The organism is Enterococcus sp. DIV0806c (assembly GCF_051710905.1).
GTDB classification, from domain to species: domain Bacteria; phylum Bacillota; class Bacilli; order Lactobacillales; family Enterococcaceae; genus Enterococcus_B; species Enterococcus_B mundtii.
In genome coordinates, this window is the sequence record NZ_JBIOLO010000001.1 from 1,890,414 (window position 1) to 1,908,903 (window position 18,490).

Below are 18,490 nucleotides of genomic sequence, written 5' to 3' on the forward strand. Positions count from 1 at the left end.
CAGCACGATCCAGCTTTTCTTGCAAACGATTGAAATGAGCTAATTTTTCTGCATCAATAGATTCCCAGACAATTCAGCTTGATCTAATAAGACGACCCGGAGACGTTTTTTTCCTTGTACTGCGTCAAAGCTTAAACGTCCTCTTCTCTTGCGGATTCGTTTGAATTGGATCTCTGATAATCGATTGCGGATCTCTTCGATGGGAAAATCAGCTAAAAACTTAGTCGGCAAGTAAATACGTAATGAGGTCAAATAGTCTTGGTACATTTCATCGGGGGCTTCGACATTCAAGTATTCATTGATATAATAACTATAAGCATCGATCCCCTTGTCTAACATGAATGTTGGATCGATTACTTTATAACAGATCAACTGGCTATGGCTTTCATCGACCCATGGAAAAAATGCTTGACGATTAAGGACACCTCTCGCTCTTTTTTCTTTGTAATCGTAAGTAGCAAAATCATAGCTTCTTGTTACGAAAAATGTAGCTTTCTTCTTTTCTGTTGGTTGCATCAAGTGATTTTGATATTGGACAGCTTGTAAGGAATCCTGCGTATAGGCATACTCGACAAATGGCTCTTTCAGTAAACCAACGCCATTATCCCACGACAAATGATCAAAGCCTAATTGATCTCGATAGTATTGTTGAAATTTTAAATTTGCTTCACATTGCCAACGAAATGGGTCGCGATACAACTGGATACCAATTACTTGATTCTCATATTGGGTGACTTTCTCTACCTGTTGCATTTCCAAAAAAATCTCTTTAGGAATCAATCGATAGTAATATTGACTATAATACATTTCCCAACAAGAAGTAAAACAACGCCCTTCCACGATTAGATCATAACCGGAAAACTGGTTACAATCTACCTCGATCTGTCCATTTCGCCCTTTGATTTTAGGTAACTTCTCGATGTTCTCGGCAGATTCAAAGGATAAACGCTTTTCGATTTCTTTCGTATTATGATACAAATATTCTTCGACACTTCTCATGTAAGCAAAAATACCATTTTTTTGCATTTTAATTTGAAGATAGTTTCGAATCACCGATTCATTTTTTTGAAATGTCTGCCATAAAAACTGATAATCAATTTGGAGATGATGATAGCCAAATTCAAAACGGCAAGTAATACCATTCGCATAAATTTCCAACCAACCGATTTCTTCATCAGAGATTTCTTCTAAGGCTTTTTTTACTGCAATAAAGGTATATGGTTCTTTCGTCTGACGAGAGGATTGGTAAAAATCAGGGGTAAGCAAGATACGAGTAAGCATGGACCAATCATAGGCTTCTTCTTTTTCGTTCGTACGATCTCTGGTCAAGACGAGACGGAGCATCATTTTTTCTTTCGTCACCACATTTCTCACCTCTCTCAAATCTATTTATAATCAAATTATAACGAATAATAAAAAAAAACTAAAACTTTTCGTCTTATGCCACCGATTGAGGAGGAGCATGTTAAAATAAAGAAAGAGGTGATAAACATGGGATTGAAATTTGAGCGTACAGATAATTTCGACAAACTATTTGAATCTTTTGGCGTTGATCCGGAAAAGACCGTTGCTCCAAAAGAAGATATTGACCGCTTTTTAAAACCAAAAAGCGACCCAAAAAAAGACAAAAAAAAGAAATAAACAAAAAAGACTTGATACCTTAGCTTTTTGAAAGTTCGCCTTTCAACCTAAGTATCAAGTCTTATTTGTTTACTCGCTGATCGCGTCTTCGATGGCTTTCCACGCTTCTTCTTTTCCTTGTTTGGTTACAGAAGAAAATAAAATGAATGTGTCATTGCGATCAAAATTCAACGCTTTTTTAATTTCACTTTCGTGTTTGTTCCATTTTCCACGAGGGATCTTATCCGCTTTTGTCGCAACAACGATCACTGGGATATCATAGTATTTCAAGAATTCATACATTTGGATATCTTCTTGTGATGGTTTATGGCGAACATCCACCAGTGACACGACTGCTTTTAATTGTTCTCTAGATGTCAAATAAGTTTCGATCATCTGTCCCCACTTCGCACGCTCTGTTTTAGAAACTTTCGCGTAACCATAGCCTGGAACATCGACAAAATGCAGCGCATTTTCGATCAGATAAAAATTCAGGGTTTGTGTTTTCCCTGGTTTACCTGATGTACGAGCGAGATTCTTTCGATCGATCAGCGTATTGATAAAGGAAGATTTCCCGACATTTGAGCGACCTGCTAAGGCAATCTCTGGTAGATCTGTTTCTGGATATTGTTTCGGTGCAACAGCACTGATCACAATATCCGCATGATGGACTTTCATATGCTCTCTCTCCTTCAAAGCGGCAAAGTGGCTCACTCCCTCTCCACTTTCTTCGACAGAATGAAAAGGAGTAGTCGAAAAAGCTTCTAAAACTTTCACGACTGCTCCTTTCATTTTATCCCGCTTTTTTTTCTGAATCTTTGTAAATAACTGTTGGTTTGCCGGTCAGTTCGGCAGCTTCTTTTGTAATAATCACTTTTTCGATTGTTTCATCAGAAGGAATATCAAACATGACATCCATCATGATTTCTTCGATGATCGAACGTAAGCCACGTGCACCAGTATTGCGCTCAATTGCTTTTTTCGCAATAGCTTTTAGTGCTTCTGGTTCAAATTCTAAAGCAGTGTCATCTAGTGAAAGTAATTTTTGGTATTGTTTCACTAACGCATTTTTCGGTTCCGTCAAGATACGAACTAAATCGTCGGTTGTTAGTTTTTCTAACGCAGCCATTACAGGTAAGCGTCCGATAAACTCTGGGATCAAGCCGAACTTCAATAGATCTTCAGGAATGATATGTTGCATGACACTTTCATTTTCTGAAAGTTTTTGGTTTTGTGTACCGAAACCAATCGTTTTCTCGCCCATACGATTTTTTACGATTGTTTCGATGCCATCAAACGCACCACCGACAATGAACAACACATTCGTCGTATCGATTTGGATGAATTCTTGATGAGGATGTTTGCGTCCACCTTGTGGCGGCACACTGGCAACTGTTCCTTCCAAGATTTTCAGTAAGGCTTGTTGTACGCCTTCCCCTGATACATCGCGTGTGATCGATACATTTTCGCTTTTACGTGCAATTTTGTCGATCTCATCGATGTAGATGATTCCTTTTTCCGCACGTTCAACATTGTAATCAGCAGATTGCAAAAGTTTCAATAAGATATTTTCTACATCTTCACCTACATAACCCGCTTCTGTCAAACTTGTTGCATCAGCAATGGCAAATGGTACATTCAATGTTTTTGCTAATGTTTGCGCCAAGAATGTTTTACCTGAACCAGTCGGACCGATCAGGCAGATATTGCTTTTTTGCAATTCGACATCATCGTTGTCTTGTGCTTCTTGATTGACACGCTTATAGTGATTGTAAACAGCTACCGCCAATGAACGTTTTGCACGTTCTTGCCCAATCACATAATTATCCAATACTTCAAGAATCTCAGAAGGTTTCGGTACTTCAGTAAACTCTCGTACTGCTTCTTCGTAAAATTCTTCATCAATGATTTCTTTACATAGGTCGATACATTCGTTACAGATGTAGACCCCCGGACCTGCTACGATTTTCTTTACTTCTTCCTGTGTTTTGCCACAAAAAGAACAGCGTACAGTCTCATTACCACTTGGATTATCATACATGGTCTTCACCCCTTAACTTGCGTTGCTTCGCAAGAAACTATCAAAGACTTTACAGTCTTTCCCTATCATACCATAATTTAAAAAAAAGCAAAAGTATCAATGGAGTTTGAAACAAAATGAAAGAGTCTAGGCTTCATTTAAGCGCCTGGACTCTTTCATATAGATGCAGATCAACAATTCTATTCGCTTATTCTGCTTCTTTTGCTGTACTTGTAATCAATTCGATCGCTTTTTTCATGATCACATCATGTTTTAGCATATCTTCTGTCAATACACGTTTGATTTGATCAATCGGCATGTTGTAAGTTTCTGCTAATTCTTGGATCTCTGCAGTGATTTCTTCTTCTGTTGCATCTAAGTTTTCAGCAGCTGCTACAGCTTCGATCACAAGGTTTGTTTTTGTACGCATTTCTGCTTCTTCTTCAAACTGTTTGTGCAAGTCTTCTTCTGTTGAACCAGTTAATTGGTAGTACATTTCTGGTGAGATTCCTTGACGTTGCATGTTGTTCAAGAATTCGTCCATTGAACGGTGAACTTCATCATGGACCATCACATGTGGAAGATCAACGATTTCCGCATTTTCGACTGCCAATTTGATTGCTGCTTCATCTTTTGCATCTTCTGCAGCTTTTTCTTTTGTTTCAGTCAATTCTTTCATGTATTTTTCTTTTAATTCTGCTAATGTAGATACTTCATCGTCTACATCTTTTGCAAATTCGTCATCTAATTCAGGTACTTCTTTTGTTTTCACTTCGTGGATCGTTACTTTGAAGACTGCTTCTTTACCCGCAAGATCTTCTGCTTGATAATCTTCTGGGAATGTCACAGTAACATCTAAGTTTTCGCCTGATTTGTGGCCAACCAATTGTTCTTCAAAACCAGGAATGAATGAACCTGATCCTAATTCTAGTGAATGGTTTTCGCCTTTTCCGCCTTCAAATGCTTCATCGTTGATGAAACCTTCAAAATCGATAACGACAGTGTCGCCATTTTCAGCTGCAGCATCTTCTTTGATGACTAATTCAGCTTGCGCTTCTTGTTCACGTTTAATACGTTCTTCAACGTCGGCTTCTGTTACTTCACGGTCTTGTTTTTCAACCACTAAGTCTTTGTAATCACCTAATTTTACTTCAGGTTTTACAGTTACTTCTGCTGTGATCGTCCAGTCTTGGCCTTTTTCCATACTTGCTACATCGATCTTAGGTTGAGAAACCGGATCGATTGCTGCTTCTTTAACAGCTGCTTCATATGCTTCAGGTAAGACAGCGTTCAATGCATCTTCGTACAATGCTTCTTCTCCGTACATACGGTTGAATACTTGACGAGATACTTTTCCTTTACGGAATCCAGGAACGTTCAAGTTTCCTTTTACTTTATTAAAGGCAGTTGTCAATCCTTTTTGGATTTGATCTTGCCCGATCGTAAATGTTAAAACACCATCATTTGTGCCTTTTTTTTCGAATGTTGCAGTCATTTATTTCCCTCCGAGTTTAGAAATTCATTTGATACATCAAAAACGTTTCATGCATACCTTTAAATAGTACACTAACCCTTCCAAATTGTAAACATATTGAACGAGGAGAATCCACGTTTTTCATGACTTTTTTATCTTTCCCTCTGTTTTTTTACGTATTGAATAATAATAGTTCTGTCATTATTTTATTTCTTTTTTCAGTGAATTCGAGTTGTTCAGATGCCAAAAGATCCTCACACGGCTGATTCGTATAGGTTGCTACTGTTTGTTTGAACCATTTGTCAAGATTTCCAATGTAGCTATCATAGATCGGATAAACGATCGCCGATTGCATCGTGAACTCTTCTTTCAAATTCTCACTCATCAAGGCGTCTTCTCGCTCATACGCTTCCGCCATTTGTTTGATTCGTCGATAGGAAGTTTGCTCTTCTGGACGCACCATTTTCTTTGGTATCACTTCGATCAACTCTTCCTCGATCGTCAAGTATGCAACTGGCGCTGCTTCTTTGACTTGAACGAGCGACTCAAGCAACTTGGCCCTTACAAGAACATGGACCGTTTTTAAAACGATCAACTTTTTAGCGGTCTGGATAAATTCGTGGTAAGGCAGTTGCTCGATTTCTTGGATATACCTCAACTGAGTAGTTGGTTTTTCAAAAGGTAATTTTTCTACCAGTTGATAGATTTCACGAATCTTCTGTCTTTGCATCTGTCCGACTAATTCTTCTGATTGTTGGATTTTTAGCAAAACTGCTTGCTCAAAATCATCGGGAAAATCAGCACTTGCAATCAATTTTCGTGCATATAAAAAATCTTTTGCTGTAATCAGTAGATCAAAGTAAAAAGTAGCTAATTCTTCATTCATCAAATACTGTTTTTCATGCAAAAGTGCTTGATGAAGTGCTTCTTCCCACATATCCAATTCTGATAGTGCCAACACGTACAACGTATTTGCCTCAAATGTTGCTTCAAGGTCATATGCACGTTCAAACAGCTCTTTTGCTTGACTATACTGATGATCTGTTAATGCCTGTTGGCCAATACGCATCAAATTGTCGTATTTATCAGGAAAATCGATCGGTCTCACTTAGGTTCTTCCCTTCACTCTTTTATCATTTGTCTGACACGACTTATTGAACAATAACCAATATTCAGCCATTTTCTCTACCTAAAGAATCAAGCATTCATCTCTTGATTAAATGCTTTGATCATATTGATCGTTACTACACTCGTATTTGAGAAATAATCCCCGATGTGTTGTTTTTTCTTACTAAAGATGACCGGGAGATAGCCGATAAAAAGTAACGGAAATCTCAAAATGAAGCGACAAGCGCCTTCACGAACTAATACTGTACTCCATGAAAGTTCCTCTTCATCAAAACTGATCACTCGAATACCAAAAATCATTTTCCCAATCGTCTGTCCGTGATTCCATTTCGTCAATAAAATAAAATAAGCTAAATAGGCGATCAATGACAAACTACCATAGATACTCAAATAAGAATCAGAAACTTGAAGCCATCTTAGGTTCACTGCAATGCCTAAAGTTAAGCGAGTAATTGACCCAATACAAATCAGATCAACCAAAAACGCAGCAAAACGAACCCAAAAACCGGCAAAGAAATAATAAGGAAAGCGATTGATACTTGGTTCATCGGTTTTCTGTTCTGTATATTTTTTCCATTTTTTTTGATTTTCTTTGATCTCAGTTTCTGACAGTGGTTTTTCTTTAAAGGAACTTAGCACCTTTTGAGAAAATCCCGGATCTGGTCCCACAGCCGGTTGGTCATTTTTTGCTTGTGTTGCAAACTCAAGTTTTTCTGACGAGCTACTTGTGTTTTTGCCAGCTGTAATTTCGTCTTTAGGAGCAACTGAAGCGTCTACCGTATCTTGCTTTCTACTAGTCGGATCTACTAATTTATTTTCTTCTACCTTAAAAACTTGTTCAGATGATACCTCCGTACGTTCAGTTACTTTCGGTTCCTCATTGGTCTTTGATCGTTCTTCGGGTGTTGACGCATTCGTTGATTTCTCGTTCATGCTTACTCACCTCCATATAGATACATGGCTCTTGGAGATTCTGCTGTTCCTAGACTTTCAAGTAATGACAAGATCTGACTTGTTTCAGACGCTTGCAACCCTTGTAATTCTGCTAATTTTGCACCAAACCAAGTATTGCCAAATCCAGTTGAACTAGTTGAGTATTCAACCAACTCAGCATCTTGTAGATCAAGATCTTCTCTCATCGCAGCTAAAGCATCTGTTGGATAGCCGATTTCGTCCACCAAACCTGCTTCTTTCGCTTGGACACCGTCGTAAATACGACCATCTGCGACTTTTTTCACTTCATCTTCTGATTTGTTTCTTCCTTCACTAACTACTTTGACAAAACGATTATAGGCGTTATCAATATAAGCTTGCAACACTGCGTGATCCTGCTCAGTTTCAGGTCGAGTAGCCGATCCCATATCTTTTAATGCGCCACTTTTTACTGTAGTATCTTCAACACCGATTTTTTCAAGTAAGCCCGAATAGTTGAGTCCGGACATGATCACACCGATTGAACCTGTCACTGTTTCTTCCGTTGCAAAGATTTTATCTGCTTGTGCAGAAATATAGTAACCACCACTAGCAGCCATATTTTTCATGCTGACATACATCGGTAGATCACGTTCTGTTCGGACCTCGTTGAGTAAATTGGCAATTTCTGCACTTTCATAAACTCCGCCACCCGGAGAATTGACTTCCAATAAAATCCCGCTGACGCTTTCATCGGCTTCGATCGCTTCAATTTGTTTCAAGAAATCTTCATGATTATAACTCTCAGTAGCGAATAGACCGGAAGAGCCTCCACTAGCTATGGCGCCATCCACAGTCAATTTTGCGATTCTTCCCATACCACTGCCTTCTTCAAGTACCACCGGTGACATTTCATCGTCTCCATATAACCAACTATTGATGTTACCCATTTGTACTTCTTCTTGCGGTTGCGTCAAACTTGAAGATACCAACGAAACAACCAATAAGCCGGCAGCAATCAGTACTGCTATCCAACGTTTCTTATTCATTTTACACTCTCCTAATATAGATTTCTAATCACGATCACCGCTTCAGAACCAGGTGTCGCATTCATCTTTTCTGCTTTTTCTTCAAGGGTGTAACCAGTAAACTGTTCGTGGGTCAATTCATCTTCAACGACAAACTGTTGCGCATGTTCGATTTCGAACGCATCAGGGGCGATTTCTTGGATACTGTCCCATCCGGTATCCAAAAAGATTTTAGTGTCATCCGTCACGTGTTCTGTTTTTTCAAATGCTGCAATTTGTTTTTTTAACATCCCCAACGTCATGATTTCTATCTTCTCTTCCATCTTTCATCCTCCTTCTATCTATGATTATTGTACCGAACTACAAGAAAAGATGATAGTCGAATTTGATAATTTTCTTTCGTCCAGGCCAATTAGATATATACCAATTTAATTTTTTATCTTTTTTATTGACAAACCTCACACATTAACGTTATGATTTTAGATGTTTCCAAAGAAAATAATAACAGGAGGATAATTAGACCAATAAGGAATAGCGCCAGGTCTGTTTTAACAGATGACGAGGAAAGGGTTGATCGAAGGATTCGGCGGATGGCCCTAGGGACTGCACCCTAAAAAGAAACATAAAAACTATCTGTGAAGGTAGAACAAAAGGTTTCTTACGCAGTTGGAAACGCTAATATCAAGTTTATAACAGAAAGTAGGATGTTTTTTTATGTGCGGAATTGTTGGAATGATTGGATTAGAGAACGTGACACCAGGGTTGATCAATGGGTTAGAAAAATTAGAATATCGCGGATATGATTCGGCGGGTATCTTTGTCTCAAATGGAAAACAGGACCATTTAGTCAAAGCGCGCGGTAGAATCCAAAACCTTAAAGATAAATTATCTCCAGAAACGACTGGTACAGCAGGTATCGGTCATACAAGATGGGCAACTCATGGGGAACCCGCAGAGAAAAATGCACACCCCCACCACTCACAAAGCGGACGTTTTGTTTTAGTCCACAATGGGGTGATTGAAAATTTTGAAGAATTGAAACAACAATACGTAGCCACTGATGACTTCATTGGCGAAACAGATACGGAAATCGTTGTTCATTTGATTGAAAAATTCGTGGAAGAAGCGCAAGATACACAAGAAGGATTTAGAAAAGCGCTAGAAGTCATCGAAGGTTCTTACGCTTTTGCCTTGATGGATCGCACAGCTCCTGAAACAATTTTCGTTGCCAAAAACAAAAGCCCTTTATTGATCGGTAAAGGCCAAGGATTCAATGTGATCGCAAGTGATGCGATGGCGATGCTTGCTTACACTAAAGAATTTATTGAAATCGAAGATCAAGAAATGGTGACCGTTCAAGCAAAAGATATCATGATCCAAACAATGACTGGTACGATCATAGAACGTGATTCTTATGAAGCACAAGTAGATGCTTCTGACATTGAAAAAGGAACATACCCTTACTATATGTTGAAAGAAATCGACGAGCAGCCGATCATCATGCGTAAAATCGCGCAAACCTATGTGAATGAGGACAATGAAATTCCTTTAGATCACAAATTGATGGACGAACTGTTAGCAAGTGACCGTATTTACATCGTCGCATGTGGCACAAGTTATCATGCAGGATTAGCGAGCAAGCATTCCTTCGAACAAATGACTGACATTCCAGTAGAAGTCCATTTGGCCAGTGAGTTTGGTTATACCATGCCTTTATTATCGAAAAAACCATTCTTCATCTTTTTGAGTCAAAGTGGCGAAACCGCTGATAGTCGTCAGGTGTTAGTCAAGATCAATCAATTAGGTCATCCTTCATTGACGATCACGAACGTTGCTGGTTCTACGTTATCAAGAGAAGCTGGCTTCACTCTGTTGCTACATGCAGGTCCGGAGATCGCTGTTGCTTCAACTAAAGCATACACTGCTCAAATCGCTGTACTAGCTTTACTTGCAAAAGCAGTCGGTGATCAAAAAGGCAATAAACGTTCATTGACATTTGATGTAGCGCACGAATTGAGTATGGTAGCGAATGCGATGGAAACAGTGATTACCCAAAAAGATGAACTCCAAGAACTAGCTGCGGAATTCCTGAATGACACGCGCAACGCCTTTTATATCGGTCGTAGCAACGATCACGATGTCGCTTTAGAAGCTGCTTTGAAACTAAAAGAAATCAGCTATATCCAAGCAGAAGGTTTTGCTGCCGGTGAATTGAAACACGGTACCATTGCACTGATTGAAGAAGGCACACCAGTGATTGGGATTATTAGTGAGGAAATCACAGGGGCTCATACACGTGGGAACTTAAAAGAAGTTGAAAGTCGTGGGGCAAAAACCTTAGTGATCGCCGCACATGGATTAGAAAAAGAAACGGATCAATTAGTGATTCCTGCTGTCCATCCATACCTTTCTCCTCTTGCCATGGTCATCCCGACGCAATTGCTTGCTTATTACGCGACCCTATTGCGTGGATTCGATGTAGACAAACCAAGAAACTTAGCTAAATCAGTCACGGTTGAATAATCAATCAAGTGACCCTTTAAATAGTCAATGCTCTTTGAGATCCCTGTACGAAATGATTTGTCATTTCGTACAGGGATCTTTTATTTGATCTAGTAAAGCAGTTGCTCGCTCGTTTTGTATCATGCGACAGCCATCGTCTTTTAAATGACCTTATGTGTAATGACCCATTATTTCAGAAACGAACACAAAAAGAGAGTCAATCTCTATAATCCAAAGATTGACTCTCTTTTATATGTCATTCTATTAATCGATTCCAATCTCAGCTTTGACAACCGCTGCGATTTTGTCAACATAATAGTTTACTTTTTCATCAGATGGTGCTTCTGCCATCACGCGTAGTAATGGTTCTGTTCCGGAAGGGCGGACTAAGATACGTCCTTCACCGGCCATTTCAGCTTCTGCTTCTTCAATGACTTGCTTGATTGCAGGAACTTCCATTGCACCGTTTTTGTTGCTTACTCGGATATTGACTAATTTTTGCGGATAGATCGTTACCTCTGCTGCTAATTCTGATAATTTTTTACCAGTTTGTTTCATGATATTCAACAATTGGATACCAGAAAGCATACCATCTCCCGTTGTATTGAAATCTAGGAAGATCATATGACCAGACTGTTCGCCACCGAAGTTGTAGTCATTTTTACGCATTTCTTCGACCACATAGCGGTCGCCCACTTGTGTCACAACATCTTTCAAACCGATTTCTTCGACCGCTTTATGGAAGCCGAGGTTACTCATGACCGTTGTAACGATCGTGTCTTTTTTCAGACGATTTTTAGCTGACAAATATTTCGCACAGATAAACATGATCTTATCGCCATCTACGATATTTCCTAATTCATCCACCGCAATGATACGGTCGCCGTCGCCGTCAAAGGCAAGACCGACGTCTGCCCCTTTTTCTACTACCATTTCAGCTAGACGCTCAGGATGCGTTGATCCGACACCGTCATTGATGTTCAAGCCATTCGGATTTGTTCCCATTGTGTAGAAATCAGTTTCTAAATCAGCAAACAAGCGATTGACAGATGTTGCTGTTGCACCATTTGCCGCATCTACACAGACCGTTAAGCCTGAAAGATCGCCGTTGATCGTCTGTACTAAGAATTGTGAATATTTCAGCAACCCTTCTGGAAACTCTTCGACTGTACCTAATCCTTCAGCAGAAGGTCGTGGTAATTCATCGACTTCCGCATCTAACAATGCTTCGATTTCTAATTCTTGGTCATCATCTAATTTAAATCCATCTGCACCAAAAAACTTGATGCCGTTATCTTGAGCTGGATTGTGTGAAGCAGAAATCATGACACCTGCGCTTGCTTTTTGCAAACGTGTCAAGTAAGCCACTCCTGGTGTAGAGATCACACCTAATTGAAAAACTTCGATCCCGACAGATAACAGACCAGAAACTAACGCTTCTTCGAGCATTTGACCTGAAATTCTTGTGTCACGTCCAACCAATACACGTGGACGTTTTCCATCTTTCTCATGTTGGCTCAGTACATAACCGCCGCAACGTCCTAATTTAAAGGCCAATTCCGGTGTTAGTTCTTTATTCGCTTCTCCACGGACACCGTCCGTTCCAAAATATTTACCCATAACTGTAAATTTGCTCCTTTAACTTAATTTTCCGATGAATCCTCTTGACTATTCGGTTGACTACTTGATTGTGTTGTCTCACTTGATGATTCATTCGACCCTTCACTCGATGTTGACTGCGTCTCTTCGGACTGACGTGTCGTCGATGACGAAGAGTTCGCAGGTGTCGACTCTGCACCAGAAGTTGTACTTCCTCCCGAATTTCCCGAATTAGAACGGCTAGTGTTTTCCGTACTTGTTTTCAGGATCGGTGTGATCTCAACATCGATTGAAGTTGGTGTGATACTAAGTCCACTCTCTACCGGAATATCAATATTTCTTGTCGTCCGGTGGACGATCCCAGAAATATCGATAGGTATCGTGATGCTATTTCCTAGTTGAGCCAGTTGACTCTCTGAACCAGTGACTTCTGCTTCAATGTCAGAGAAACTGAAATCGTAACTCTCCACGTTATCTGCGGGAGTCCCTTGCGCTGTTCCATAAAGACGGATCGTTTTCGTAGGCTTTGTGACCGTTGCTTTTGCAGTGACTTGCACTGGATCTGAGACAATACTTAAAGGTTCTCCTGCACTATTCAATGCTTGTACAGTGACTCTCGTGTCGACCCCATCGTCCGTGATCATCGCAGGTTCGATCCTCGCTACGACCTGTTGGATCTCTTCCAGTGTCTGATCACCAGTCGTGACCGTCACTTTTTTTGGTGATAGTTCAAGGTCATTCAATTCGAATCCAGCTGGAGTTGATTCTGTAGTGAGTAATGGCGTGACCTCAAATTCTTTCGTCACTTTTTTCTCGATAGTCACTGTGATCGTATCTGGCTCTAGTTTTGCTTTGACCGCACTGCTCAGATTTCTGATTTTCAATGGTACTTCATGTGTTCCCTCACCTAAACCAGTGAGATCCGCTGTCACTCGAAACATTCTTGTATCTTCAATTGCTTCGGCATTCAACTGAACACGATTGGCACTGGACAACTTCGCTGTGACTGTACTCTCATATCCATGGATATAATATTGATCCGTGTCGTATAAAAGTTGTACTGACACATCAGAAACGTTTTGCGTATAGGCTTCATTTCCTGACAGCGTGTCTTGGACAGTTTGTCCGTTTGCATTAAAATACAGCACAATACTGAATAATAACGCAACAAACGCATATAAGATACTTTTACGCCTCTCTTTTGAGATCATTTGTGATCCCCTCCCTTAGTCATCACGTCTAAGAAGGTTTGGAGCGTATTTTTATTTTTGTTTTTTTCTTCGACGATCAAATTTTTACGCAAGATCGTCAAATATTCTTCTTGAGATAAGCCAGGCATCAATTGGTTATCCAACGTAATGCTGACATCTCCTGTTTCTTCTGAGACAACGATCGTAATCGCATCGCTCGCCTCACTGACTCCGACAGCCGCTCGGTGACGGGTTCCGAATTCTTTCGGAATCAACATACTTTCAGATAAAGGCAAGTAGGCACTGGCTACTGCAATTTTTCCATCTTTTACGATCACTGCACCATCATGCAGCGGTGTATTCGGAATAAAAATATTGATCAGTAATTCGCCAGTGATATCGGCATCTAAAGCAATCCCTGTTTCGATATATTCATCCAAACCAGTGTGGCGTTCGATCGTGATCAAGGCACCGATTTTACGTTTGGACATATATTGGATCGCTTTGTCGAAAGAAAGGATCATCTGTTCATCTTCTTGCTTCTCACTCTTCGATTGTTTGAAAAGTGAGCTACGACCGAGGTGTTCTAATCCACGCCGTATCTCTGGTTGAAAAATGACGATAGCCGCAATCACACCATACGTGATCACTTGATTCATCAACCAAGATAAGGTATGTAGACCAATGATCTCGGCTAAGATCCGAATAACAACAAAAATCCCTACCCCTTTTAGCAATTGGATTGCTTTTGTTCCTCGCAATAGTTGAATGAGTTTATAAACTAAATACCAAACAACCAATACATCGAGTATGTTCACCAAAAAATTCTGAGAAAACAAGTCACCGGAAAACATTTGTCGCCAATAGTCTAAATTAAAAAGTTCTCCGATTTGAAATGACATAGACAGCCTCTCTTCTCTTTTGAGATTTCCTCTTTAGTATATCATATGTTTCATCAGAAGAGACTTATCTGCTTGGAATTTCCTAACAAAAACCAATTTTTTTCAAGAAATTTACATTTTCAATTTATTCTCCAATAAGTTATTCTATTTCCTTGGATCGTTTCGTTTTGTCATTCTTTGGTTTTTCTTCGTTCCGCTCTAGCGGCACGTCTGGCAGCACGTCTAGCTTCTGCTTCCGGATCAACCGTTCGTTCTTTTTTGACTCTCGGTGTTTCGGTCTCTGGACTTTCAGTACCTTCTGTCGGTTCGATCTTCGCTTTGATTTTTTCTAATTGACCAGTCATCGCCGCATAGTTGTAAAACCGTTTTTTCGCATCTTGGATCGTTTTGTCGAATAATTGCTCCGCAGCCTGTGGATGGATCGTTTCTAGTGATGAAAAGCGGACTTGCTTGCGCATGAAGTCAGCCATCATGGTAAAATCAGGCTTTTTATAGTCTAGCGTCATCGGCGTTTTATTCTTTTCGATCAATTCAGGATTATAGCGATACAACGACCAATAACCTGAAGCCACTGCTTCTTTTGCTTCTTTGATCGATTCTTTCATTCCACCTAGTAACCCATGAGCAATACAAGGCGTATACGCAATGATCAACGATGGTCCAGGGAATTTTTCCGCCTCTTCAAATGCTTTGATCGTTTGCATTTGATTTGCACCGGAAGCAATTTGTGCTACATACACATTGCCATACGTCATTGCCATCATGCCTAAGTCTTTCTTCGACGCATATTTCCCATTTGCTGAGAATTTAGCGATTGCTGAAGCAGGTGTAGCTTTCGAGACTTGTCCACCTGTATTGGAATAGACTTCATTATCCATTACTAAGATGTTTACATCTGCGCCACTTGCCAAGACGTGATCGATTCCGCCAAAACCGATATCGTACGCCCAGCCATCCCCACCGATCATCCATTGACTGTTTTTGACAAATAGATCTTTTTCTTGATAGATCGCTTGTAATTCAGGAACAAGTTCAAGCTCATTTTCGATTGCCGCACGTAATTTAGCTGCCCGCTGTTGGGTTCCTTCGCTTTCAAACATATGCGCCAACCAATCTTCCATCAACTCACGTAGTTCTAAGGAGACTTTAGGCATCACTTTTTTCATTGTTTCTGCTAAAGCTTCTCTTCTTGTTTGTGCGGCTAAAAGCATCCCATAACCAAATTCAGCATTGTCTTCTAATAATGAATTTGACCACGCAGGTCCTTGCCCACAATCATTTGTGGTAAATGGTGAAGCCGGTACTGCTCCGCCCCAAATGGATGAACAGCCTGTGGCATTGGCAATCATCATCCGATCACCGAACATCTGTGTCAATAACTTCACGTAAGGCGTTTCCCCACAACCGGAACATGCTCCAGAAAATTCTAATAAAGGTTGATTGAACTGTGTTGATAACACTGTATTTTTGCCTTTGATCGGATTTTCTTTTTGTCGCAAGGTCATTGCAAATGCCCAGTTGATTGCTTGTTTCTTTTGTTCTTCATAGGGCTTCATCACGAGTGCTTTGCCTTTTGCTGGACAAGCTTCAACACATAGCCCACACCCGGTACAGTCTTCGACAGACACTTGGATACGATACTTCAAGCCATCTGGTCCACGCATTTCTCGAACAATGAACCCTTCCGGTGCTTCTTCCAGTTCCTCCTCATCGGCTAAGAAAGGTCGAATCGCTGCATGAGGACAAACGAAAGAACATTCATTACACATCGTACAGCGCTCACTGATCCATTCGGGCACTTCAAGTGCGACCCCGCGTTTTTCGTAAGCAGCGGTTCCTAAAGGCATATCCCCTCGTGTCATTCCGTTTTCTGCTAAGGTCCTCACTGAGAGCTGATTTCCTTCTTGAGCGTTGATTGGTTCAAGGATGTCTCTAATATAGCGATTTGAGGTGTTCATTTCTTTTTTTGGAAGCGCCAATGTTGCCCACTCAGCCGGCACTTCGACTTTATGCAACAATTCCACCGTGCGATCGATTGCCTTGATGTTTTTTTCAACGATCGCCATTGATTTATGACCATAACTCTTCATGGCTTCCTCTTTTAAAATCGGCAGGACTTCTTCAAATGGTATGATATTCGCCAACTTGAAAAATGCTGTTTCCATCGCCGTATTGATCCGCCGACCTAGACCAACTTCTTGCGCCAAGCGCATCGCATTGATCGTATAAAATTGGATCTCATTTTCAGCTAAATACCGTTTTAAATGGGTCGGTAGATGCGTAGCTAGTTGTTCGTCTGACCAAAGCGTATTCAACAAGAAAGTCCCTTTTGGTTTCAACCCTTTTACTAGATCATAGCTGTGGAGATAAGCAGGGGTATGACAAGCGACAAAATCGGCATGCTCGACTAAATAGGTCGACCTGATTGGCGTATCCCCAAAACGCAAATGAGAAACAGTCAGACCACCTGATTTTTTTGAATCATAGTAAAAATAGCCTTGTGCGTATTTGTTTGTATGGTCACCAATGATTTTGATCGCTGATTTATTTGCTCCAACAGTCCCATCAGATCCGAATCCCCAGAATTTCGCTTGATACGTATTCGCTTCGGTCAAATCAAGCGATGGGCCAACTTCCAAAGAACAGTAAGTTAAATCATCAATGATCCCGATCGTGAAGCGTTTCTTCATATCCGTTTTTTCTTTTTTCAATTCATCATATACCGCTACAATCTGATTAGGAGTGACATCTTTTGAACCAATGCCATAACGTCCGCCGATCACTTTCAGATGACGTTCTGCATCATATAACGCACTTTGAACGTCTAGTAATAAAGGTTCTCCCCCTGCTCCCGGCTCTTTACTGCGATCTAGAACAGCAATTGCTTTTACGGAATTCGGTAGTTTTTCGATCAATGTTTCGATTGGAAACGGGCGATATAAATGGATATTCAAGAAGCCGACTTTCCGACCGTTTTGGTTCAAGTAATCAACTGTTTGTTGGATCGTTTGCGCAACTGAGCCCATTGAAATAATGACTTCCTCTGCGTCGGCTGCTCCATAATAAGTGACTAGATCATAAGAAGTTCCTCGGAGTTCATTGATTTTATCCATATACTTTTTCACGATTTGAGGCAAACGATCATAGTAGCGGTTAATTGTTTCTCGTTGTTGGAAATGGATATCAGGGTTTTGATTCGTTCCACTAGTCGTCGGCCGATTAGGATTCATCCCACGTTCACGAAAGGCCTGCAATTTTTCTTGAGGAATCAAAGGAGCTAATTCATCATATTCCAACACTTCGATTTTTTGGATTTCATGACTCGTTCGAAAACCATCAAAAAAGTTGACGAAAGGGATTTCTCCTTCTAAGGAAGCTAGATGTGCAACTGGTGCTAAATCCATCACTTCTTGGACGCTGCTTTCCGCAAGCATCGCAAATCCTGTTTGGCGAGCGGCCATCACATCGCCATGATCACCAAAAATATTCAACGCATTCGTCGTCACCGCTCGACTAGCTACGTGAAAAACACTAGGTAAAAGTTCACCGGCTATCTTATACATATTTGGGATCATCAATAATAATCCTTGTGAAGCAGTGTACGTTGTTGTCAATGCTCCGGTTTTTAATGACCCATGTATGACACCAGCAGCACCAGCTTCTGATTGCATCTCTACGACTTTAACTGGTTGTCCGAAAATATTTTTTTTGCCTGAAGCTGCCCATTGATCAACCAGTTCAGCCATTGTTGAACTAGGCGTAATTGGATAGATCGCTGCTAATTCTGTAAAGGCATATGAAATATATGCAGCAGCAGTATTCCCATCCATCGTCTTCATTTTTCGCATGTTTCATCACCTTTGCTCAATTTATCTAAATAATCTTTATTATTATACCGTAAACGAACAAAGAAAACCTCTTAATTTTGAAAGAAAAATCACATGCTAAAGATATGACAAAAATGCTTCGACCAGAATCGACAGCTAGAAAAAAAATAGCTTTTCCTCTCTTACAACTTTTATCTTCATGATTAAGGAAATGAGAGATTGACTAATTACCCACACTTATTTTTTGAACAAATTATTGTCTTTTTTTGGGAAAAGTTATTACAATAG

14 protein-coding genes are annotated in these 18,490 nt (G+C 40.2%); 2 read left to right on the forward strand and 12 right to left on the reverse strand.

Annotation, left to right across the window (positions count from 1 at the left end; genetic code table 11):
* Positions 1-39: 39 nt before the first annotated feature.
* Positions 40-1,365: a hypothetical protein gene (locus IGK77_RS08945; protein WP_074799322.1), complete on the reverse strand. Its 1,326-nt coding sequence runs from the start codon at positions 1,363-1,365 to the stop codon at positions 40-42.
* Between the two features lie 126 nt (positions 1,366-1,491).
* On the opposite strand from IGK77_RS08945, the gene IGK77_RS08950 reads away from it, so the two are divergent.
* Positions 1,492-1,641, forward strand: a complete 150-nt coding sequence (locus IGK77_RS08950) for an SPJ_0845 family protein (RefSeq protein WP_010735255.1) — start codon at positions 1,492-1,494, stop codon at positions 1,639-1,641.
* Between the two features lie 69 nt (positions 1,642-1,710).
* Here IGK77_RS08950 and yihA read toward each other — a convergent pair whose 3' ends face one another.
* The 7 genes from yihA to IGK77_RS08985 all read right to left on the reverse strand — a co-directional run bounded on the left by yihA (position 1,711) and on the right by IGK77_RS08985 (position 8,505).
* Positions 1,711-2,298: a ribosome biogenesis GTP-binding protein YihA/YsxC gene (yihA, locus tag IGK77_RS08955; RefSeq protein ID WP_029594239.1), complete on the reverse strand. Its 588-nt coding sequence runs from the start codon at positions 2,296-2,298 to the stop codon at positions 1,711-1,713.
* Between the two features lie 115 nt (positions 2,299-2,413).
* Positions 2,414-3,661 carry an ATP-dependent Clp protease ATP-binding subunit ClpX gene (clpX, locus tag IGK77_RS08960; protein ID WP_071866262.1) on the reverse strand — a complete coding sequence of 416 codons (1,248 nt, stop codon included), beginning with the start codon at positions 3,659-3,661 and terminating at the stop codon, positions 2,414-2,416.
* A 187-nt stretch (positions 3,662-3,848) separates the two neighbouring features.
* The gene (gene tig, locus IGK77_RS08965) at positions 3,849-5,135 is read right to left on the reverse strand and encodes a trigger factor (RefSeq protein WP_071866261.1); all 1,287 of its coding nucleotides are present in this window, start codon (positions 5,133-5,135) and stop codon (positions 3,849-3,851) included.
* Positions 5,136-5,286: 151 nt separating this feature from the next.
* On the reverse strand, positions 5,287-6,222 hold the full coding sequence (locus IGK77_RS08970) for a hypothetical protein (RefSeq protein WP_086334772.1): 936 nt from the start codon (positions 6,220-6,222) through the stop codon (positions 5,287-5,289).
* An 89-nt stretch (positions 6,223-6,311) separates the two neighbouring features.
* Positions 6,312-6,989 carry an RDD family protein gene (locus tag IGK77_RS08975; RefSeq protein WP_081355908.1) on the reverse strand — a complete coding sequence of 226 codons (678 nt, stop codon included), beginning with the start codon at positions 6,987-6,989 and terminating at the stop codon, positions 6,312-6,314.
* Positions 6,990-7,177: 188 nt separating this feature from the next.
* On the reverse strand, positions 7,178-8,203 hold the full coding sequence (sppA, locus tag IGK77_RS08980; protein ID WP_071866259.1) for a signal peptide peptidase SppA: 1,026 nt from the start codon (positions 8,201-8,203) through the stop codon (positions 7,178-7,180).
* A gap of 11 nt (positions 8,204-8,214) precedes the next feature.
* Positions 8,215-8,505 carry a hypothetical protein gene (locus tag IGK77_RS08985; RefSeq protein WP_071866258.1) on the reverse strand — a complete coding sequence of 97 codons (291 nt, stop codon included), beginning with the start codon at positions 8,503-8,505 and terminating at the stop codon, positions 8,215-8,217.
* 391 nt (positions 8,506-8,896) lie between these two features.
* On the opposite strand from IGK77_RS08985, the gene glmS reads away from it, so the two are divergent.
* Complete coding sequence (glmS, locus tag IGK77_RS08990) at positions 8,897-10,705, forward strand: glutamine--fructose-6-phosphate transaminase (isomerizing) (RefSeq protein ID WP_074799325.1); 1,809 nt, start codon at positions 8,897-8,899, stop codon at positions 10,703-10,705.
* Positions 10,706-10,948: 243 nt separating this feature from the next.
* On the opposite strand, the gene glmM is transcribed toward glmS, so the two are convergent.
* The 4 genes from glmM to nifJ all read right to left on the reverse strand — a co-directional run bounded on the left by glmM (position 10,949) and on the right by nifJ (position 18,223).
* Positions 10,949-12,304: a phosphoglucosamine mutase gene (glmM, locus tag IGK77_RS08995; protein WP_010735243.1), complete on the reverse strand. Its 1,356-nt coding sequence runs from the start codon at positions 12,302-12,304 to the stop codon at positions 10,949-10,951.
* Positions 12,305-12,327: 23 nt separating this feature from the next.
* Positions 12,328-13,494: a CdaR family protein gene (locus IGK77_RS09000; protein ID WP_074799326.1), complete on the reverse strand. Its 1,167-nt coding sequence runs from the start codon at positions 13,492-13,494 to the stop codon at positions 12,328-12,330.
* A complete protein-coding gene (gene cdaA / locus IGK77_RS09005) occupies positions 13,491-14,375 on the reverse strand; it encodes a diadenylate cyclase CdaA (RefSeq protein ID WP_010735241.1) in 885 nt (294 codons plus the stop codon). Before cdaA ends, IGK77_RS09000 begins: the two co-directional genes overlap by 4 nt.
* Before the next feature lie 170 nt (positions 14,376-14,545).
* The gene (gene nifJ / locus IGK77_RS09010; RefSeq protein WP_438713153.1) at positions 14,546-18,223 is read right to left on the reverse strand and encodes a pyruvate:ferredoxin (flavodoxin) oxidoreductase; all 3,678 of its coding nucleotides are present in this window, start codon (positions 18,221-18,223) and stop codon (positions 14,546-14,548) included.
* Positions 18,224-18,490 lie beyond the last annotated feature (267 nt).